General features: G+C 62.6%; 14 protein-coding genes and 1 riboswitch. Of the genes, 9 read left to right on the top strand and 5 right to left on the bottom strand.

The window, feature by feature from the left end; genetic code table 11:
- The first annotated feature begins 24 nt into the window (after positions 1 to 24).
- The 4 genes from DFO46_RS06120 (at position 25) to bluB (ending at position 3879) form a co-directional block, all read left to right on the top strand.
- On the top strand, positions 25 to 1704 hold the full coding sequence (locus DFO46_RS06120) for an NAD+ synthase (RefSeq protein WP_120276700.1): 1680 nt from the start codon (positions 25 to 27) through the stop codon (positions 1702 to 1704).
- The gene (locus tag DFO46_RS06125; RefSeq protein ID WP_183041847.1) at positions 1704 to 2045 is read left to right on the top strand and encodes a hypothetical protein; all 342 of its coding nucleotides are present in this window, start codon (positions 1704 to 1706) and stop codon (positions 2043 to 2045) included. The genes DFO46_RS06120 and DFO46_RS06125 overlap by 1 nt, the downstream gene beginning before the upstream one ends.
- A gap of 19 nt (positions 2046 to 2064) precedes the next feature.
- Positions 2065 to 2901, top strand: coding sequence for a TolB family protein (locus DFO46_RS06130; protein WP_120276702.1), 837 nt, complete (start codon positions 2065 to 2067; stop codon positions 2899 to 2901).
- A gap of 39 nt (positions 2902 to 2940) precedes the next feature.
- A riboswitch (cobalamin riboswitch) is annotated at positions 2941 to 3134 on the top strand.
- 43 nt (positions 3135 to 3177) lie between these two features.
- Positions 3178 to 3879 carry a 5,6-dimethylbenzimidazole synthase gene (gene bluB / locus DFO46_RS06135; protein WP_110790646.1) on the top strand — a complete coding sequence of 234 codons (702 nt, stop codon included), beginning with the start codon at positions 3178 to 3180 and terminating at the stop codon, positions 3877 to 3879.
- A gap of 6 nt (positions 3880 to 3885) precedes the next feature.
- On the opposite strand, the gene DFO46_RS06140 is transcribed toward bluB, so the two are convergent.
- From DFO46_RS06140 to DFO46_RS06155, 4 genes are all read right to left on the bottom strand, one after another.
- Positions 3886 to 4956, bottom strand: coding sequence for a DUF2865 domain-containing protein (locus tag DFO46_RS06140; RefSeq protein ID WP_120276703.1), 1071 nt, complete (start codon positions 4954 to 4956; stop codon positions 3886 to 3888).
- Between the two features lie 144 nt (positions 4957 to 5100).
- The gene (locus DFO46_RS06145; RefSeq protein ID WP_110790644.1) at positions 5101 to 5742 is read right to left on the bottom strand and encodes an acyl-homoserine-lactone synthase; all 642 of its coding nucleotides are present in this window, start codon (positions 5740 to 5742) and stop codon (positions 5101 to 5103) included.
- A 123-nt stretch (positions 5743 to 5865) separates the two neighbouring features.
- Positions 5866 to 6612: a helix-turn-helix domain-containing protein gene (locus DFO46_RS06150; RefSeq protein WP_110790643.1), complete on the bottom strand. Its 747-nt coding sequence runs from the start codon at positions 6610 to 6612 to the stop codon at positions 5866 to 5868.
- A 124-nt stretch (positions 6613 to 6736) separates the two neighbouring features.
- Positions 6737 to 9046 carry an NADP-dependent malic enzyme gene (locus tag DFO46_RS06155; RefSeq protein WP_120276704.1) on the bottom strand — a complete coding sequence of 770 codons (2310 nt, stop codon included), beginning with the start codon at positions 9044 to 9046 and terminating at the stop codon, positions 6737 to 6739.
- A gap of 209 nt (positions 9047 to 9255) precedes the next feature.
- Here DFO46_RS06155 and DFO46_RS06160 point away from each other — a divergent pair, with 209 nt between their 5' ends.
- From DFO46_RS06160 to DFO46_RS06180, 5 genes are all read left to right on the top strand, one after another.
- The gene (locus tag DFO46_RS06160; RefSeq protein ID WP_110790641.1) at positions 9256 to 10104 is read left to right on the top strand and encodes a UDP-2,3-diacylglucosamine diphosphatase; all 849 of its coding nucleotides are present in this window, start codon (positions 9256 to 9258) and stop codon (positions 10102 to 10104) included.
- A gap of 203 nt (positions 10105 to 10307) precedes the next feature.
- Positions 10308 to 11429: an ABC transporter permease gene (locus DFO46_RS06165; RefSeq protein WP_245408862.1), complete on the top strand. Its 1122-nt coding sequence runs from the start codon at positions 10308 to 10310 to the stop codon at positions 11427 to 11429.
- 9 nt (positions 11430 to 11438) lie between these two features.
- The gene (locus DFO46_RS06170; RefSeq protein WP_110790640.1) at positions 11439 to 12260 is read left to right on the top strand and encodes an ABC transporter ATP-binding protein; all 822 of its coding nucleotides are present in this window, start codon (positions 11439 to 11441) and stop codon (positions 12258 to 12260) included.
- Between the two features lie 4 nt (positions 12261 to 12264).
- Positions 12265 to 13638, top strand: a complete 1374-nt coding sequence (locus DFO46_RS06175; protein WP_110790639.1) for an MlaD family protein — start codon at positions 12265 to 12267, stop codon at positions 13636 to 13638.
- Positions 13639 to 13727: 89 nt separating this feature from the next.
- Positions 13728 to 14306: an ABC-type transport auxiliary lipoprotein family protein gene (locus tag DFO46_RS06180; protein ID WP_183041924.1), complete on the top strand. Its 579-nt coding sequence runs from the start codon at positions 13728 to 13730 to the stop codon at positions 14304 to 14306.
- 119 nt (positions 14307 to 14425) lie between these two features.
- Here DFO46_RS06180 and DFO46_RS06185 read toward each other — a convergent pair whose 3' ends face one another.
- The gene (locus DFO46_RS06185; RefSeq protein ID WP_120276705.1) at positions 14426 to 20239 is read right to left on the bottom strand and encodes an apolipoprotein A1/A4/E domain-containing protein; all 5814 of its coding nucleotides are present in this window, start codon (positions 20237 to 20239) and stop codon (positions 14426 to 14428) included.
- Between the last annotated feature and the right edge of the window lie 239 nt (positions 20240 to 20478).

Below are 20478 nucleotides of genomic sequence, written 5' to 3' on the forward strand. Positions count from 1 at the left end.
CGGACGAGCGGCTAAATCGGTGTCATGAGCGATACAAAGAAGATTTCCGACGTCCTGCGAATTGCGGTGGCACAGTTCAATCCCACGGTTGGCGACGTCACCGGCAATCTCGCGAAGGCGCGCGCCGCGCGCGCCGAGGCCGCTGCGCAGGGGGCTGATCTTCTGCTCCTGACGGAGCTGTTCATTTCCGGCTATCCGCCTGAGGACCTGGTGTTGAAGCCGGCTTTTCTGAAGGCCTGCATGCAGGCCGTGGAAGCGCTTGCCGCCGACACCGCCGATGGCGGGCCAGGAGTGGTCGTCGGTTTCCCGCGTCAGGGCGACAAAGGGCGCCACAATTCCGTCGCCATCCTCGATGGCGGCAAGATCCTTGCCTTCCGCGACAAGATTGACCTGCCGAACTACGGCGAGTTCGATGAGAAGCGCGTGTTCGTTGAAGGCGAGATGCCCGGGCCGGTGAATTTTCGTGGCGTGCGCATCGGCGTGCCGATCTGCGAGGAGATCTGGAACGATCTGGGCATCTGCGAGACGCTGGCGGAGACCGGGGCCGAAATCCTGCTTGTGCCCAATGGTTCGCCCTATTATCGCGGCAAGGTCGATGTGCGCCACCAGGTGGCGCTGCGTCAGGTGATCGAGACGGGCCTGCCGCTCGTGTTCGCCAACCAGCTGGGCGGACAGGACGAACTGGTGTTCGACGGTGCAAGCTTCGCCTTCAACGGCGACAAGTCGCTTGCCTTCCAGATGAGCCAGTTCGAGGAGACGCTTGCGGTGACCACCTGGAAGCGCACGCCGGATGGCTGGCGCTGTGACGGCGGTCCGATGTCGCGCATTCCGGAGCATGAGGAGGCGGACTACCGCGCCTGCGTGCTGGGTTTCCGTGACTACGTCAACAAGAACGGCTTCAAGAGCGTGGTGCTGGGGCTGTCTGGCGGCATCGACTCGGCTCTTTGTGCGGCGATCGCCGTCGATGCGCTCGGCGAAGAGCGGGTGCGCACGCTGATGCTGCCCTATCGCTATACTTCCGAGGAGAGCTTTGCCGATGCGGAAGCCTGCGCCAAGGCGCTCGGCTGCCACTATGACATCGTGCCGATCTCCGATCCGGTCGACGGTTTCCTCTCGGCGCTGTCCGAAATGTTCGAGGGCACCGAAAGTGGGATCACCGAAGAGAACCTGCAGAGCCGCACGCGTGGGACCATCCTGATGGCCGTGTCGAACAAGTTCGGCTCGATGGTCGTCACCACCGGTAACAAGTCGGAAATGTCGGTCGGCTATGCGACGCTTTACGGGGACATGAATGGCGGCTTCAACCCCATCAAGGACCTCTACAAGATGCAGGTCTACGGGCTGTCGGCCTGGCGCAACGGACATGTTCCGCCGGGTGCGCTCGGTCCGTCGGGCGAGGTCATTCCGGCCAATATCCTGTCAAAGGCACCTTCGGCCGAACTGCGCCCCAACCAGACGGATCAGGATTCGCTGCCGCCCTATCCGGTGCTCGACGACATCCTCGAATGCCTGGTGGAGAAGGAAATGGGCGTCGACGAGATCGTGGCGCGCGGCCATGACATTGCGACCGTGCACCGGGTCGAGCATCTGCTCTATCTTGCAGAATACAAACGTCGGCAGTCGGCGCCGGGGGTGAAGATCACCAAGAAGAATTTCGGGCGCGATCGTCGCTATCCGATCACGAACCGGTTCCGGGATCGCTGATGAGCGTGGGAATGCGGGACAGCGAGCCTCGGACACCAATGCCTGAATTTACAGCGGAAGAACGAGGCTACATTTTTGCTGTTGCGGCGGAGGGTCACCAGGACAGTGGTTTCTACCGGACGGTCTCGGGCGCCGCCTACTTTTTCCCTTCCGTGGTGATAGGCTGCTATGGTCTGTGGGATGGGAGTTTCAAGATACTTGGCATTGGTTTCCTGACGTTGATCGTCAGCATGGCCTGGGGCTTCTACACCGAATGGCGCACCAGTCACTACGAACGAACGGGGCGGGCGATCGTCGCCAAGCTGCGGCAGGCGATCGAAGATCGCCCGGTCGTCGATTGATACTTTCAGGGAGACCATGATGCGCAGCTCGGTCGAGATTTTCGATATGGCCACCCGCGAATGCGAGGTCGTCTGGCAGACGGACGACCTCGTGGAGGCGCCGAACTGGTCGCGGGACGGCGAGTTTCTCGTCGTCAACGGCGACGGTCTTCTCTACGCGCTGTCGCTGGACGAGGACGACCCGGAGCCCGAGCCGGTCGATACGGGCTTTGCCGTCCGCCTCAACAACGATCACGGCATTTCCCCGGATGGCGCGTCGATCGCCTTTTCGGACCATACGCTCTACGGAAAATCCTGCATCTACCTGCTGGGCGATGGCGACGACGAGCCGCGCCAGGTTACCGACAAGATGCCGTCCTATTGGCATGGTTGGTCGCCGGACGGGAAGGAACTTGCCTATTGTGGTGACCGAGGTGGAGTCTTCGACATCTACACGATCTCGATCAAGGGCGGACCCGAGCGGCGGCTGACACATGGCGAGGGGCACAATGACGGGCCGGACTATTCGGCTGACGGTCAGTGGATCTATTTCAACTCCAGCCGCACCGGCACCATGCAGATCTGGCGGATGCGCACCGATGGGTCCGATCTGCAACAGTTGACCTCGGACGGCTATGGCGACTGGTTTCCGCATCCGTCGCCTGACGGAAGCAAGGTGTTGTTCCTCTCCTATGATGCCGACGTGACGGGTCATCCGCGCGACAAGCAGGTCCGGCTGCGGCTGATGGATGCCGATGGCAGCAATGTGGAGACTCTCATCGAATTTTTCGGCGGGCAGGGCAGCATCAATGTCCCCAACTGGTCTCCCGATGGAGCAGCCTTCGCCTTTGTCCGCTACTTCCCGACCACGGACTGATGGTGTCGCATTTGGCTCTGGGCGGCCCGCCTGACCTGAGGTAGAACTCCGGCGTCAGGTGCCTGCCGACAGGCGGGAGAATCGGGAAGCCGGTGCAATTCCGGGACGTGCCCAGCGCTGTGAGGCGGATGTCTGTGCCAAGGGGAAACCCAGCCACTGGTCGATGTACCGGGAAGGCGGCACAAGACGGTCGAAGCCGAGTCAGAAGACCGGCCTGATACGATAGACCTTGCCCGCGTGGACGGCGGGCGGTTGCGCTGTGTTGGAGACAACAGCATGCACGACTTGTCGAACGAGGCCCTCGTCCGGGCCAATGCCTTTTCCGATGCGGAGAAGGATGCCGTTTACCGCGCCATAGAAACCCGTCGCGATGTGCGCGACCAATTCCTGCCTGATCCCTTGCCCGACGACCTCGTCCGGCGCCTGCTGTCGGCTGCACACGCTGCGCCTTCGGTCGGTTTCATGCAGCCCTGGAACTTTCTTCTGATCCGCAGCCGCGCTCAGCGCGAGGCGATCTGGGGTGCCTTCGACAAGGCCAATCACGAAGCCGCCGCGCTGTTTTCCGGTGAGCGCCAGCAGGCATATCGATCCTTGAAACTTGAGGGTATCCGTAAGGCACCGCTCAATATCTGCGTCACCTGCGATCCTGATCGGGCTGGCCCCGTTGTGCTCGGTCGCACGCACAATCCGCGCATGGATGCCTATTCCACCGTCTGTGCCATCCAGAACCTTTGGCTTGCCGCGCGTGCCGAAGGTGTGGGCGTCGGTTGGGTCAGCATCTTTCATGAGACGGAGGTCAAGGCGATCCTGGGCATTCCCGAGCGTGTCGAGATCATCGGATATCTCTGCCTTGGCTTTGTGAACGAACTCTACGCTTCACCGGAACTGGAGGTGAAAGGCTGGCGCAGACGTCTCGCTCTGGATGATCTGGTCTTCGAGGAGCGATGGCCTGACGGCGAGGGGCGTCATGGCGGCTGATCTTCGCTATTCCTGAAGCGGCTGTGGTCCCGGTGCTGCCGGTTTGCGCAGGTCGATCTCATCGGACTGCGTCGGCAGGAAGACCGGGCCAACGCGGCGCACGTTCAATGCGGACGCATCCAGTTCGCGCTCGGGGGCTGGCGCCAGTGCGGAGGTCTGTTTCGTGGCTGCCTGTTGCGGCTTGATGGTGACGATCGAGGATTGATAGTCGGAAACTGCAGGCCGCGGGGTCATCCGCTGGTGGTAGCGCGCGAGATCGCACCGGCATTGGGGATCTTCGGCCGGTCGGCGTGTGCGGTAGACGAAGGCATTCGGCATGTCACGGTAGGACTGACCGGTCACGGCCGAAACCATATCGGAGGTTTCGCCTGAGGTCGCCGAATGGAAGAAAAGTTCGGTCTCCACGCCAGGGCACATCTGCTGGCATTGCGCCGCGTCGCGGGCGAAGTTGATCGCCGATGTTCGCGAGGAAATGGGAAAGAAGCCACCGTCACAGGTGCGCACGCACAGAGTTCGGACGTCGCCCGACGGCAGAATGCCGATTGTCGGACGGAAGGAGGCTGCGGCTTCACCCGCGCGATCCGGCCGATAAGGCTCAGGCAGCGTATCGAGATAAGGCACCCGTTGAGGTTCGTCCGGGGTCGAGGCAAGCGTGCCTTCGCCATTGCAGCCGTTGTCGGTGAGGGCTTGTTCAAGGCGTACGGCCTCGGCGGCTCCCAGCCCTTCGCGCAGTTCCACCAGCTTGCCGGTCAGAATTTGCTTGTTGCTTTCCATCCGGCTCAGAGCTTTGGCGAGATCGCCGCAATCGCTGCCGCCATCGGCGCGGATGGTCGTGATCGAAGAGGTGAGGCAGCGGAGCCGCCGCTGGTCCTGGCGGGCTTTGCGAAGTTCGAGATTCTGCTGCGCAATGGCGCCGGCATAACGATTGATGTCATCGGACGAGACCGACCGATCAACCGAAGCCAATCTGTCGCGCAGCCTCTCGCACGCCAGCGACGCGGCAGCGGCGTCCGCCAGAGATGTCGCAAGGAAGGCGACGGCGATCAGTGGGCCGAGCAATCTGGTCAGTGAATCCATGGCTCCAACTGGGTGGCTCCGACTGGGGGCCCCTGTCGGTACGCAACCTTGTATGCAGTCCCTGTACAATACGGCACTTGATTACAAAGTAAAATGACAGGGAAGAGAGCGACCGGGGCGCCCAACCGCCGGCCGCTCCCCGCTTCAGGCGGCGCGGGCCGATGCGAGTGTCATCGGCTGCTCCAACACGCTGCCGTCGATGGTGGCAACAGCCTTCATCCGCTCCAGCAGATCTTGGCTTACGTCCCAGGACACGGCCACGGCCTGCACGGAACCGATGCGCTGCGGATCGGCGATGCGCTCGCCTGGGCAGCCCATGCGCTTGAACATACGTTCCAGGAAAACGTCGGTGACGGTGACGATGTGGCTGAGGCCGGAGGCGAGGCCGAGTTCACCCACGCCGCACATCAGTTCGGCGGCGGCAATCGTCACCTGGTTGTTTGCGCGGTCCTGGGAGATCTCCGGATCGATGCAGAAGCGGCTGGATTCCCAGATCGCGGCGCTGCGGATTTCGGGGCCTGCGCCGAGCAATTGCGGAAAGGTGTCGTCCAGCATGTTCGGCCCAAGGGTCGGGAGCAGCCGCAGCGCACCTCTTAGCGACCCGTTGTCGCCATAGGACAGGACGTAGATCGGGTTCGCGCGGTCATAGTGGTCGATCTCCCAGGCGTCATGCACCTGCACATCCCAGCGCAGAAGGTCGTGGAACACCCGTTTGCGCAACCTGTGCATGGCATCAATGTCAGTGGGAAATTGATGGCGCCGGGCGCCGTTGATGATCCGGATCATGCTGAACTCCTTGAATTATCGTTGGAGCGGACAGCATGGCGGGGAGGTAGAGTGACTGAAACTGGCGGTGGCGACAGCTTTGTTGAATGCAATCTATGATATGATGGTTTGCCCCGATTGTCGTCAACCGGTGGGACGGTCCGTAAAGCGGGGAATGAGGCCCTGCCAGACAGCTTCTGCTACCGCCTGGGCATTGTTGACGACATCCAACTTGTGGCGCGCGTTGGCCATGAAATAGCGGACGGTCCGCTCCGTGATGCCGAGGATAATCGCCGCTTCCCAGTAGCTCTTGCCGGCGGCGATCCATGCCAGCGTCTCACTTTCACGGCGCGTGAGCAGCGTTTTTGTCCGGCGCCTGTGAGGTTTGGGTTGAGCAGACTTGGCGAGCCGTGCGTGAAGACGTCCGCCAAGGCTTGCGACATCGCGATCGTTGAGCCTGCGCCACTCTCTCCATTGCTCCTGATCGCCTGCGGCTTCGATCAGAAGGCCGGCACGCCGTCCGGGGTAAGACAGCAGGGGGTAGCCCACGCCGATGTGTGCGTTTACGTCGGCGCCGGGTCGACCTGCAGCAGGGGGCGTGGAGAGAGGGCCAAAATCCACCTGCACGGGTTCGAGTTCGGAAAGGACCTGCAGGAGCTGATCACGAAACGGGCGTTCCAGCAGAAGTCTCGCCGTCCTTGCTGTGTCACTCGGTCTGCTGTGCACGAGCCTGTGCAGTTTCAGCCGTTCGGAGCCGACAATCCCATCCACATAGATGATGGCACCTGTCCGATAGCCAGCCTGGATCTTTTGCAGAAAGGCAGATGGTTCGAACCGCTCCTGTTGGTCGAGCCAGTCCAGCAGGTCGAAATACACGCCCTCTTGCCCCATCGAATGACCCTAGATTCTCAGGGATACAATTTCGGGGCTGCAGCTCTGACTTGTCCAGCGGCAATTCTACGCGTGAGGCCCCGGCATTGCTGCCGAGGCCCGTGCGTCTGTGTCGTCTCGCTTATTACGGCTGGGATGCCTCGACCACCGCCAAAGCCGCCATGTTGACGACGCCGCGGGAGGTGACCGAGGTCGACAACACATGGGCGGGCAGGGCTGCACCGAGCAGGATTGGACCCACATGCAGTGCATCCATCATCGTGCGGACAATTCCGAGCGAAATATTGGCGGCGTCGAGGTTCGGGAAGACGAGGAGATTGGCTTCACCGGTCAGGGTGCTGTCCGGCATGGCGCGCTTGCGCAGGCTTTCCGACAGGGCCGAGCCGCCCTGCATTTCTCCGTCGACTTCCAGTTCCGGAGCCGCCTTGCGGATGATCTCCAAGGCCTGGCGCATCTTGGACGCGCTGGCCGAGGGACGCGAACCGAAGTTCGAATGGGACAGGAGCGCCGCCTTCGGGCTGATGCCGAAGCGGCGAATTTCTTCCGCCGCGAGGATCGTCATTTCCGCGATTTCCTCGGCACAGGGATCGTCGGTGACAAAGGTGTCGGTGAAGAAGATGGCGCCGCGCTGAGAGATGAGCAGGCTGAGACCCGAGAAATCACGCACCCCTGGTCGTTTGCCGATGATCTGGCGCACGTCACGGAGATGGCGGTCGAAGCGGCCTTCGACGCCGCAGATCAGCGCATCGGCGTCGCCGCGCTTGACGGCGAGCGCACCAATGACGGTGGTGCTGGTGCGCACGATCGTGCGGGCCGCCTCCGGATTGATGCCGGCACGGCCGACAAGTGCGAAATAGTCGTCGACATAGTCGCGGTAGCGCGGATCGTCTTCCGGGTTGACCAGCTGGAAGTCGACGCCCGGGCGGATGCGCAGGCCGTAGCGCTTCAGGCGGGTTTCGATGATCTGCGGGCGACCGATGAGGATCGGTTCGCCAATCCCGTCTTCCAGCAGAACCTGGGCGGCGCGCAGCACGCGTTCGTCTTCACCCTCGGCAAAGATCACGCGCTTCTTCGTTGCGCTCTTTGCCGCAGCAAAGATCGGCTTCATGACAAAGCCCGAGCGGAAGACGAAGCGGTTCAACTGGTCGAGATAGGTGTCGTAGTCGGCAATCGGGCGACGGGCGACGCCGCTGTCGGCGGCCGCCTTTGCCACGGCGGGGGCGATGCGCAGGATGAGGCGGGGATCGAACGGCGAAGGGATGAGGTAATCCGGCCCGAAAGTCGGGGTTTCGCCGGAATAGGCGCGGGCCGCCACTTCCGAGACTTCCTCCCGCGCGAGTGCTGCGATGGCGCGGACGGCAGCCATCTTCATCTCTTCGTTGATCGTCGTGGCGCCACAGTCGAGTGCACCCCTAAAAATATAGGGGAAACACAGGACGTTATTGACCTGGTTGGGGAAGTCCGAGCGACCCGTGCAGATCATCGCGTCCGGGCGGGCCGCGCGGGCGTCTTCGGGCATGATTTCAGGCTTCGGGTTGGCGAGTGCCATGATCAGCGGGCTCGGCGCCATGCGGGCGAGCAGCTCCGGCTTCAGGACGCCAGCGGCAGACAGGCCGAGGAAGACGTCGGCATCATCGATGCTTTCGGAAAGCGACCGCTTGTCGGTCTCCTGGGCATAGACTTCCTTCCACGGATCCATCAGCTCGTTGCGGCCCTTGTAGACGAGGCCTTCGATGTCGTGGACCCAGATGTTTTCGCGCTTGGCACCCAGAATGACGAGCAGGTTGAGGCAGGCGAGGGCTGCAGCACCGGCGCCCGAGGCGACGATCTTGACGTCCTCGATCTTCTTGCCGGCCAGTTCGAGGCCGTTCAGGATGGCGGCCGCGACGATGATCGCGGTGCCGTGCTGGTCGTCGTGGAAGACCGGGATGTTCATCTTGGCGCGCAGCTGGTCTTCCACCTGGAAGCACTCCGGCGCCTTGATGTCTTCGAGATTGATGCCGCCGAAGGTGGGCTCCAGGGCCGAGATGGTCGAGACCATCTGATCGACGGTCGGGGCCTCGATCTCGATGTCGAAGACGTCGATGCCGGCGAACTTCTTGAACAGGACCGCCTTGCCTTCCATCACGGGCTTCGAGGCGAGCGGGCCGATATTGCCGAGGCCGAGTACAGCCGTACCGTTCGAGATGACAGCCACGAGGTTGGAGCGGGCGGTGTAGTCGTCGGCGGCTGCCGGATCGTCCTTGATGGCAAGGCACGGGGCGGCGACGCCGGGCGAATAGGCGAGGGCCAGATCGCGCTGGTTGCCGAGTGGCTTGGTGGCCTGGATCTCCAGTTTTCCGGGACGCGGATAGCGATGATAGAAGAGCGCCTGTTCGTCGAGATCGGCCGTCTTCGGGGCTGCTTCAGTCTTGTTCTTGTCCTGGGAAGTCATCGTGTCACCGGCAATTCTTGTCACAGATTGGTTTGATCCCGTCATACACGAAACGGCTTCGAGTGGTAGACCTTAGTTCAGTCTTAGGGTGGACTGGGGCGGCACCACGCGCTCGAGAGTGTGCATGCAAGGACCGCCAGAGCGCGTGTCATCTTCCTGAAACACGAGTCTGATTAAGCCATGCGCAGTCAGTGAAAGAGGACAGCGCCGTGGAAGACGCAAGCGAAATTCGCCATTTCAGGACCCTTTTCATCTCGGATGTGCATCTGGGCTCAAAGGCTGCAAAGACCGATTTTCTGCTCGACTTTCTCCGTACCCACGAGGCAGACACGATCATCCTGGTCGGCGACATCGTCGACGGCTGGCGCTTGAAGCGCAGCTGGTACTGGCCGCAGCCCTGCAATGACGTCGTTCAGAAACTGCTGCGCAAGGCGCGCAAGGGCACGCGCATCGTCTACATTCCGGGCAATCATGACGAGTTCCTGCGTGATTTCCCCGGCATGCATTTCGGCGGCATCGAGGTCGCCGAGCGGATGATCCACGAGATGGCGGATGGCAAGCGCTACCTCGTGCTGCATGGTGATGAGTTCGATGTCGTCGTCCGCAATGCGCGCCTGCTCGCCTATCTCGGCGACTGGGCCTATGACACGGCGATCGCGATCAATGTCATGCTGGCAGCGGTGCGCCGCAAACTCGGCATGCCCTACTGGTCGTTCTCGGCCTGGGCGAAGCTCCAGGTCAAGCATGCCGTCAACTTCATCGGCGAGTTTCAGAGGGTCGTTGCCGAGGAGGCGCGACGGAATGAGGTGGATGGTGTCATTTGCGGCCACATCCATCATGCGCTGATGGAAGACATCGACGGCATCCATTATGTCAACACCGGTGACTGGGTGGAGAGCTGCACGGCGGTGGCCGAACATCCGGACGGGCGACTGGAGCTGATCTCCTGGGCGCACAAGATAAGTGCTGCTGCGGCTCCGAGGCAGGTTCCACAGATGGTGCCGGTCATGATTCCAACGCTCGACAGCGCCGAGAAAGAGGGCGTTCGCGCCGCTTGATTGTTCCATCTGTTGCAAAGCGGCCATCGCTCCCGGCAATCGGGCGGCGGGGTCGCAATTAACGGTTCATCAAGGATTACATCGCGGTCGTCGGTGTTTATAGTGCGCAACATTCAATCACGTGATTTGCGGACCGGGATTCGGCCGGCGCAGGTTTGGAAGTTGTTGCGCCCTTGAAGTCGGTACCTGCTGAAAACGCCCATATCGAAATCGACCGCCAGGCGCATGTCGATCACGACGTGATTCGGTTGACCGGCAGCTGGAAGAACACCAACCTTTCGGACATGATCAAGTCGGCCGGGCCGCTCGTCGAGGACGAGGGTACGCGGGCGGAAGTCATCGATATCGACGGTGTCACCGCCATGGATACAGCCGGTGCCTGGCTGATCCGACGCTTCATGACGCAGCGTCGGGCGCGCGGTCGCGAGATCGATCTTGCGGGTGGTGATGCGCAGATGCGCGAGCTGATCGAAGCCTTGCCGGAGCGCGTCGAGCCGCCGGAGGTGCTGCCTGACAACCGTAGCCGTTTCGAACGGGTCTTCGACCCGATCGGCCGTTTGACGATAGGGCTGTGGCAAGACGCTGTCGCCATGATGTTCGTGCTCGGTTCCGCCGTGCGTGGCGCGCAGACCAAGCTCGGGAGAGGGGCTGGGGTCTCTCCGGCCTCGGTGGTCAATCAGCTCGACCATATGGGTGTTCGCGCGGTGCCGATCATCGTGCTCATGTCCTTCCTCATCGGCGCGATCATCGCCCAGCAGGGCGCGTTCCAGCTGCGCTACTTCGGCGCTGAAGTCTTTGTGGTCGATCTCGTCGGCATTCTGCAGCTGCGCGAGATTGGCGTGCTTCTCACCGCCATCATGATCGCTGGGCGTTCTGGTAGTGCGATCACCGCAGAAATCGGTTCGATGAAGATGCGCGAGGAAATCGACGCGCTGAAGGTGATTGGGCTGAACCCCATCGGTGTTCTGGTCTTTCCGCGCCTCGTGGCGCTGACGATTGCCCTGCCGCTCTTGACCATCGTCGCGAACTTCGCAGCGCTGTATGGCGCGGCCGTCGTTGCCTGGGCCTATTCCGGGATCACCTTCGAGGTCTTCATTACCCGCCTGCACGATGCCGTCGACTATTCGACGCTCGCCACCGGCATGATCAAGGCGCCGTTCATGGCGCTCATCATCGGGATCATCGCGGCCGTCGAGGGGATGAAGGTGGGGGGCAGCGCAGAATCGCTCGGCCGCCATGTCACAGCCTCTGTGGTCAAATCGATCTTTGTCGTCATCCTCGTGGACGGGCTGTTTGCCATGTTCTACGCAGCCATCGATTTTTGAGGAGCCGTTATGTCCGATACGACGTCATCCTCCTCCTCCAATACTCGTGAAACGGTCTTGTCCGTGAAGGACTTGACGGTGGCCTTCGGCGAGAAGGTCGTCCTCGACAATCTCAACCTCGACATCTATCGCGGTGAAATTCTCGGTTTCGTCGGCGCGTCCGGTGCCGGCAAGTCGGTGCTGATGCGCACGGTTCTGCGGCTCTTGCCACGACGGGGCGGGACGATCGAGATTCTCGGTGCCGATTATGATGCCGTCACCGATGCCGAGCGTATGGCGCTCGATACGCGGCTGGGGGTGCTTTTCCAGCACGGCGCCCTATTTTCTGCCTTGACCGTCAAGGAGAACATTCAGCTGCCGATGCGCGAATACCTGGATCTGCCGCCGTGGCTGATGGACGAGCTTGCCTATCTGAAGCTCGAACTCGTCGGCCTGAAGCCCGATGCGGCGGACAAATATCCTTCCGAACTCTCGGGCGGCATGATCAAGCGCGCGGCGCTGGCACGCGCGCTGGCGCTGGACCCGGATCTCGTCTTCCTGGACGAGCCGACATCGGGTCTTGATCCGATTGGCGCCGCCGAGTTCGATGAACTCATCGCACAATTGCGCGATACCCTTGGATTGACGGTCTACATGGTCACGCATGACCTCGACAGCCTCTTCTCCGTCTGCGACCGTATCGCCGTTCTCGGCGAGAAGAAGGTCATGGTCCAAGGCTCGCTGGACGACATGCTCGCCTATGACGATCCCTGGGTGCAATCCTATTTCAGGGGCAAGCGTGCCCGTTCCATCCCCCGCGCGGACACAGCCGCCGTGCAGCCGGTAGAGTAGACATATGGAAACCAAAGCCAATTATGCCATCGTCGGCTTCTTCACGATCCTGGTCATCGGAGCGGCCTTCGGCTTCGTTTACTGGATGGCGCAGTATGGACGGGGCGGGCCTGTGGCGCCGCTCGCCATCCGCATCCCGGGCTCGGCCAATGGTCTCAGCATCGGCTCGCCCGTGCGCTTCAACGGGATCGCCGTCGGTTCGGTGCGCAACCTCTATATCGACAACGAAGATCCTGAGTTTTCCGTGGCATTCACCGAAGTTCGAGCCGATGCGCCGGTGACCTCGGGCACGCGGGCGGTTCTGGAAATCCAGGGCCTGACCGGAGCAGCCTATATCGAATTGTCGGGTGGTGGCAGTGGCAGCGGCGAACAGATTCTGAAGCGTGCCATCGATACCGGCGAGCCGGCGATCCTGACCGCCGACCAGTCCAGCGTCACCAATCTTCTGTCGACAGCCGACCGCATTCTCAAGCGTGCGGACGATGCGATTGGCGAACTGCAGGGCTTCATCGTCGACGCCCGTGCACCGCTGACCAATACGGTCCGCAATGCCGAAACCTTTTCGAAGTCGCTGGCCGACAATGCCAAGGGCATCGACGAGTTCCTGAAGAGCGTCAGTGCCTTGTCGGATTCCGTGTCAGGCCTTTCCGGTCGGATCGATGGGACGCTGGCGGCAGCGGAAGATCTCTTCAAGGCGCTGAATTCTGAAAAGATCGACAAGATCCTGACCAATACCGAGCGAGCGACTGCAAGCTTCGCCGATGCGTCCGACAAGATCGGCCCTGCGATCGACAGTTTCCGGTCGACGGCCGACACATTCCAGACTTTCGGCAAGAATGCCGACCTGACGCTGACGAAAGTGTCCAAGCTCATCGACGCCGTCGATAGCCAGAAGGTCGGCAAGGTCGTCGACGACGTTTCCGTCGCCTCCGCCGATGCGCGCCAGGCGATTGCCGGCTTCCGCGACTTGTCGAACAGCATTACCGGTCGCAAGGACGATATCGACAAGGCGATCGACGACTTCACGCAGCTCGCCAATCGTCTGAACAACGCATCGACCCAGGTTGACGGTATCCTCAAGAAGGTCGACGCCTTCCTCGGCTCAGGCGACGCCAATTCTCTCAGCGTCGAGGCGCGCAAGACGCTTGAGTCGATCCGCATGACGGCGGAGAACCTCAATGCCCGCATCGGACCGATCGCGGAGAACCTGCAGCGCTTCTCCAGCTCGGGCCTGCGCGACATCCAGACGCTCGTAACGGACACGCGCCAGACGGTGCGTGGCTTGAATGACGCCATTACCAATTTCGACCAGAATCCGCAGCGCCTCCTGTTCGGCGGCGATACTGTGAAAGAGTTCGACGGAAGGACGCGCCGATGATCCCTCAGACCGGCATGGGTAAGACGATGGTTCTCCCCGAGGGGTGCTCCGATCGGAGTGACGTTACGACACGCGCAAGCCGGGTCCGGATGCTTGCCAGCGCCATGGCGCTGCCGATGCTTCTGGCACTCTCAGGCTGTGGCAGCGCACCCAATGACACCTTCGACTTGTCCGCTGTGTCCACGCCGGTGTCGACCTCGGCCAGCGCGCGCAACAGACAATTGCTGATCGCGGATCCGTCGGCTCTGAAGGCCGTGGACAGCGAGCAGATCCTGGTGCGGGTCGCAGGTTCCGAAGTGCGGTATCTGAGCAAGTCGCAGTGGAGCGACAAGCTGACCCGCGTGGTGCAGTCGAAGCTGGTCGAGGCCTTCGAGGACACGGGCCGTCTCGGCGGCGTTGGCAAGCCGGGGCAGGGGCTGGCCATCGACTATCAGCTGATCAGCGACGTGCGTGCCTTTGAAATTGCGACCGGCGGCGGTGATCGTGGCGTGGTCGAGATCTCCGTCAAGCTGCTCAACGATCGCAACGGTAGCGTCAAGGCGCAGAAGGTCTTCCGCGCCGAGGTGCCGTCCGCCGGTAGCGGCAGCAGCGCCTATGTTGCAGCGCTTGATCAGGCTTTCGGCCAGGTCACCGGCCAGATCGTCGCCTGGACGCTTCAGCAGCTCTGATCGCGGACCTGGCTGCCTGGCCTTAACGGTCTACCCATTCCCGACCTCAATGAAAAACCCCGGATCCCTTTCAGGATCCGGGGTTTACTTTTGACGATCTTGCCGTGAAGGCGGCTGCTTCAGCTGAAGCGGCCTGCTGCATGGGCGAGCATCGTGTAGACCTTGCCGGTGTCGGATGTCAGGTAAGACTGGGTGATCGACTTGTCGCGATCGGTGCGGGCAACATCCGCCAGCAGCTTTTCGAAGTCGGCGATGTAGCGATCGACGGCGACGCGGAACTCCGGCTCGCGGTCATATTTGCGCTTGATCTCGTCGAAGGTCTGCTGACCCTTCAGCGTGTAGAGGCGCCGGGTGAAGATGTCGCGTTCGCCGCGCTGGTAACGGCGCCACAGGTCGACCGATGCGTCATGGTCAATGGCGCGGGCAATGTCCACTGACAGCGAGTTCAGCGACTCCACCATATGGCGTGGATTGCGGGTGTCGCCCTGGCGGGCTGCAGCCGGTGCATCCTGAGCGGGGCGCGATTGTGCCGGGGCCGGCGCCGGGCGGGTGGCAACCGGTTCTGCAGCGGGCTCTTCACGTGATGCGCCACGCAAGAGATCGCTGATCCAGCCACCGCCCTCGGTGCGGCTCGGCGCCTGGGGTGCATAGTTTTCCGTCGCACTCAGGCTCCCGCGCAGGGCATAGTCTGGAGCAGGGCGGGCTGGCTGCGGTGCGGGTGCTGCCGGAGCGGGCTGTACACGGCGGGGCTGCTCGACCGGCGCATCTGCCAGACGGCGGGCAACGGGTTCGGAGATTTCCAGCGTCTGGCTGGTGCGGCCGACAAGCTGCGAAATGTCCTGCAATGCCTTGATCTGTTCAGACACGGCGCGGCGCATGGCAGCCGCACTTTCCTTGGCCTCCTCCGGCAGATCAAAGGCACCGCGCTTCAGCTCGTTGCGCGTGAGGTCCAGCTCCTTGCGGATATCGTTTGCCGAGCGGCGGATCTCGTCGGTCGCACCGGTGAAACGGCTGACCGCTTCTTCGACCGCGCCCTGCATGGCCTGCTTGAGGGCTGCTGCTGCGCCTTCGGACTTGCGGCCGGCTTCGCCAAGCAGGCGATCGATATCCGCAAGCGACACTGCAAGGCCGCCACGCAGGCGGTTTGCCAGTTCACCCGAACGCTTTTCGGCTTCCGTGAGCGTGTTGTCGATCGACCGCTGCGCTTCCTGCTCGGCGGAGATCAGGGCATTGCGCATGTTCGCGGCGGTGACCTGCGCCTTCTTCTCGGTCTCACCAAGCACCTGTCCGATATCGGCGAAGGACGCCTGGACGCTTTCGCGCATGTTGGCGGCTGTCGACTGCGCCCGCTTCTCCGTCTCGCCGAGGATCTGGCCGATATCGGTGAAGGAGGCCTGGACGCTCTGGCGCAGGTTCCCGGCCATCTGGCCGGAACGCTGTTCGGCGCGGTCGAAGGCGGTCTCGACCATCTTGCCAAGCCCTTGCATCGTCGTCTCGATCTCTTCCGAGCGCTTGACGAGGCCGACCGAGAGATCACGGAGCGCCTGCTGGCGCTCTTCAAGCGTGCCGACGAGATTGGACTGTGCGGCGGAAAGGAGCTCGGAGGCCTTTCCGAGAACCTTGGTGTGATCGCCGAAACGGCTGACGATAGAGGAAACCTGTTGCAGCGTTTCGCCAGAGATCGCTGTCAGGCGGCCGAGCTTGTCGTCGAGCAGACGGTTGGAGGTCGACAGCATGTCTGTCGCCTGGGTCGCGGTCTCGGTAAAGCGCGAGGCCGTCGAGCCGAGACGGCTGTCGAGGGCGCCGATGCTCTCAAGCGCCTGTTCGATGACACTCGAAATGCCGGAATTGCTCTCGCCGAGCCGATCGATAAGCTGCAAGGCGCTGGCAGCAATGTTCTGTTCGGCAGCGCCCAGATGGGCGACGGCACGGTCCGTGCGCTCGCTGATCGCGTCAACCAGGGCTGCGTTTTCCGCCCGGAGACGTTCGGCGCTCTGGGCAGCGGCCGCCGTGATCTGTTCGGCGGCAGCACGGCCGGTTTCGGCATAGGAGGCGACGACCGGGGCTGCCTTTTCGTCGATCAGGCGTGAAAGTTCAGCCGACCGGCTCGACAGCATGGAGTTCAGTTCGCGGGTGCGATCGTCGAGGACTGTGCGGATCGAATTGCCACGGGCTTCGAGCGCCTTTTCAACGGCGTTCATTGTGACCGCGAGTTCCTGCGTGTTGCCGGAGATGGCATCGCGGATCGCTGCTGCGCGCTTTTCGAGCGTGGAGTTGACCTCGGTGATCGTGCCGGACAGCGTCTCGTTGACGTTGGTGAGGGCGCCAGAAAGCGTCGTGTTGGCGTCCGCGATCGTGCCGGACAAGGCGGAATTGGCTGCCGAGATCGCACCCGTCAGCGACGCGTTGGCCTGGGAGATCGTGCCGGTCAGGTTGGCAACCTGGGCATTGACGAGCGCATCGGCATTCAAAATGCGGTCTGCGAGTTCATTGGACTTGGTTTCGAGCGTGCTGCTGAGCTGGGCGCTGCGTTCATCGATCTGGCCGACGAAATTGCTGCTGGTTTCGGTCAGGCGTTCGAGCGAGCGCTGTGTTTCCGCATCAATATCCCGGGCGGCATCGGCGACAGCACCGCGCAGGGCGGTGGCGAGGCCGGCAGCCTTGCCCTCGATGGTGCGATTGACGTTTTCAAGGCCGACGCTCAAGGCGCGATCCATCGTCGACAGGCGTTCATCAATGAGGGCGGTCCGGCTGTCAAAGGTCTCCGCGACGCGGTTGGTGCCTTCATCGAGGGCCTGTGCGACGCGCATGGAGGCTTCGTCACCGATCCGCTCGATCGTCGTAACCTTCTCGTCGAGGCGAGCGGCGAATTTTTCACCGGCATCGTTGACGCGGGCGTCGACGCCGTCGAGGCCGTTGCGCAGGCGGTCTTCGAGCGTGCCGAGGCTCTGCTCGATCCGCGTGCTGGTTTCATCGAGGCGCATGGTCATGCCGCTGACGGACTGCTCAACCGTTCCTGAGAAATCCTGCGCCGAGCGGGTGATGTCACCAGCGGCGTCGCGGATCTGTTCGGTCAGAGCACCGGCGGTGCCGCGCAGGCGGTCGTCGAGGGCGCGGCTGCTCTCGTCGATGGCCTTGCGCAGGCTTTCCTCGTGGTCTTCGAGGCTCATTTCGAGCATGCCGGTGCTGGCCGCAAGCGAGCTGCCGAGCGAAGTCGCATGCTCCGTCAGCGTCGTTTCGAGTGCGGCATGCGCTTCGCCGAGGCTGAGCGTGATTGCCTGCGTGCGGTCATCGAGCGTCGAGCGGATGCGCTCGTGAGTGTCGACGAGGCGCGTGTCGATGTCGCGCACGCCGCTGTTCACGGTGTCGGCGATCTTGGCGACGTTTTCGCCGAGTGTGTCGGCCAAGGCGCCGGTCGCATCGTCGAGCGTCATGCGCAGGCGCTCGGCCGTGCCACCGAGCTTGCCGTCGATGTCGTTGATGCCGGACGTGAGCGACGCGGCGATGGTGCCGGATGTCGCGCCCAGCGTTTCGGCGAGATTGCGTGTCGCATCGTCGAGGTTGGCCCTCAGACGCTCGGAGGTCTCGACAAGCTTTCCGTCGATGTCGCTCACGCCGGCGTTGAGAGATGCGGCGATTGTGCCCGATGCGGCACCGAGTGCCCGCTCGATGTCGGCGGATGCGTCTTCGAGGGTCGAGCTCAAATAGGAGGTGTGACCGGCCAGCGACATTTCCAGGCGTTCCTGGTTGTCGCCATAGGCTGTGCGGATTGCCTCGGCCTTTTCCGAGAAGGCCTGGTCGATGCGGCGATCCGCATCGGCCACGGTCTCGATGATGGCAGAGGCCCGCTGGCTCAATGTCTCGTCGATCCGGCGCTGGCTGTCGCTCAGCGTCTCGGCAAGGTCCTGGCTGCGCGCCGTGAGGGTCAGGTCGAGTTCGAGGCTCTTGGTGTTGAGCGTGTCGATCAGGTCTTCGCTCTTGGCGTCGAGGATGGTCGCGATCCCGCCCATCTTCTGGTCGAGCGTCTCCGCCAGGCGATCCTGGTTCGCCTCAAGCGCATTGACCATGTGCTCGGCGCGGCTCGACAGGCTCTGTTCGAAGCGGGACTGATGGTCGGTCAACGCGCCGTAGAGAGAACCCGAACGCTCTTCCATCACCTGGTCGATGCGCTTCTGGGCCGTTTCCAGGCTTTCGGTCAGGGCTGCGGCGCGGGCCGACATGGCGTCGGCGATTTCCTGGGCACGGCCAGAGAGCGCGTCATCGAGGATCTCCTGGCCCGAGCTCAGGGTGACCGCAAGTGCAAGAGACTGGTCGTTCAGCGTCGAGCCGAGGCGTTCGATGCTCGAGGTGAGGATGCCGTTGATCGAATCCGAGCCGCCATTGACGGTTTCGTTGATCCGGGCAAGGCTCTCCATCAGCTTGCTGTCGAGGCTGCCGGCGCGCTGGTCGAACGCGCTGGCGAATTCGGCAACGCGTTCGTCGAAGGTGGAGTTGATCTGACCGATCGTCGTCTGGAAGCGGTCTTCGAAGAGGCCGGACCGCAAATCGAGGTCGACGATCGCATCGTCGGCGCTGGCCTGCAGACTTTGGCGGAAATGACGGCTGCGCTCTTCGAGCGAGGTGTTGAGGCGTGAAAGAACATCGTCCAGCGACGACGTGATCGAGCTTTCGCCACCCTTCAGGCTCTCTGCGATGTCACGGGTCCGCTCGACCAGCGTTTCGTTCAGCTGGCGGGCACGTTCGTTCAGCGCCGCATTCAGCTTCTCTGTGTTGGCGTCGAGCGTGGAGGCGCGGGTCTCGAACTCGCCGAGCAGTTCGCGACCGCGCTGGTTGAGCGTCGTGGTCAGTGTCTTCAGCTGCGAATCGAATTCGGTGGAGAGTGAGATGCCGGAAGCGGCCAGCGTCTGCACCATCGTGTCGGTCTTGTGCGCCAGCAGCGAGCCGAGGGCCGTCACCGCTGCATCCGACTTCTCCATCAGGGTCGCAGCACGCGTGTCGATCATCGAGGCAAAGGCTTCGCCCGAGGTCTGCAGGCGGACGGAGATCTCCTCCGTTGCGAGCGAAAGCTCTTCCTTCAGCTGCTCATGGGCGCCGACGATCGAGGAGCGGATGCGCTCGGCGTGATTGACGATCGCGTCGCGTTCCGAACCCAGTTCGTGGACAAGGCCGCGGACCCGCAGTTCGTTGTCGGTGTAGCTGCGTTCGAGGGCCGTGACCTCGGAATGGACCAGCGTTTCCAGCTCGGTGGCGCGTGCGATGGTGCGCTCGATACCTTCGTTCATGGCGGAGACTTCGCGGCGAACGGCCTGACCGACGGTCATGATGCGTTCGGACGCGATCGTTTCCGGTTCGGCCAGCCGCAGCGCGACTTCCGCCATGGATCGAGCGGCGTTGCGCAGGTCATGGGCGCGGGCCATCATGATGGCAAAGGCGAAGAAGAGCATGATCGGGAGGAACGTCCCGACGAAGATCGCAACGACGCCCGGCATGGCGACGATGTCGGCCACGGAGGCGGCCTGCCAGATCGCGCCGCCGTAGAGGAGCTGCGAGAGGCCGATGGCTCCGACGACCCACAGAGCCGAAATGATGGTCGCGTTGCGAAGTGCCGTCTTCAGCGACGCCGCTTCCAGAGACTTCAACATAGCGGAAGGGGCGCGGCGGGAGCCGTCATTGGCCGGGGCGAGGGCCGGGGAGCGAGGCTGCGGCGGCGCAGGCTCGGGGCCGAGTTCGGCGGCGCGCGCCGAGCGACGATCGATGGGCTTCTTGGAGGCAGGGCGCTGCGTGTTGTCCGACAAAATGGCCTCCGGTCCGCGCGTTTGCGACCGAGGCTTCGGGGCCACAGGCGCTTCGTCACCGTCGAAATCAATACTCAGGGCCGCCTCGAGTGCCTGGAACGCGTTCTCGTCAATCGAGTCGGACTTCTTGTTCGCCATCGGGTTACGCCTCGTTACAACTTACGCTCGGCTGGCTCGAAGGGTGGGGGTGGCCGCCTGCCATTCCGCACTTTCGCATTCCCGCCGTACAATCACACTCCGCATGCCGCCACGCCACACGAAACGCTTTCTCAGAAACCGAGCAGTCTGCCTCACCTTGGGGCGAACATTGCCCATTGTTCTAGCACCGACTTGCCCGAGGTCAAAGTTCTACGACTTTGGCCCAATCAACCGTATCG

It is taken from the genome of Rhizobium sp. AG855 (assembly GCF_003610655.1).
Taxonomy (GTDB): domain Bacteria; phylum Pseudomonadota; class Alphaproteobacteria; order Rhizobiales; family Rhizobiaceae; genus Allorhizobium; species Allorhizobium wuzhouense.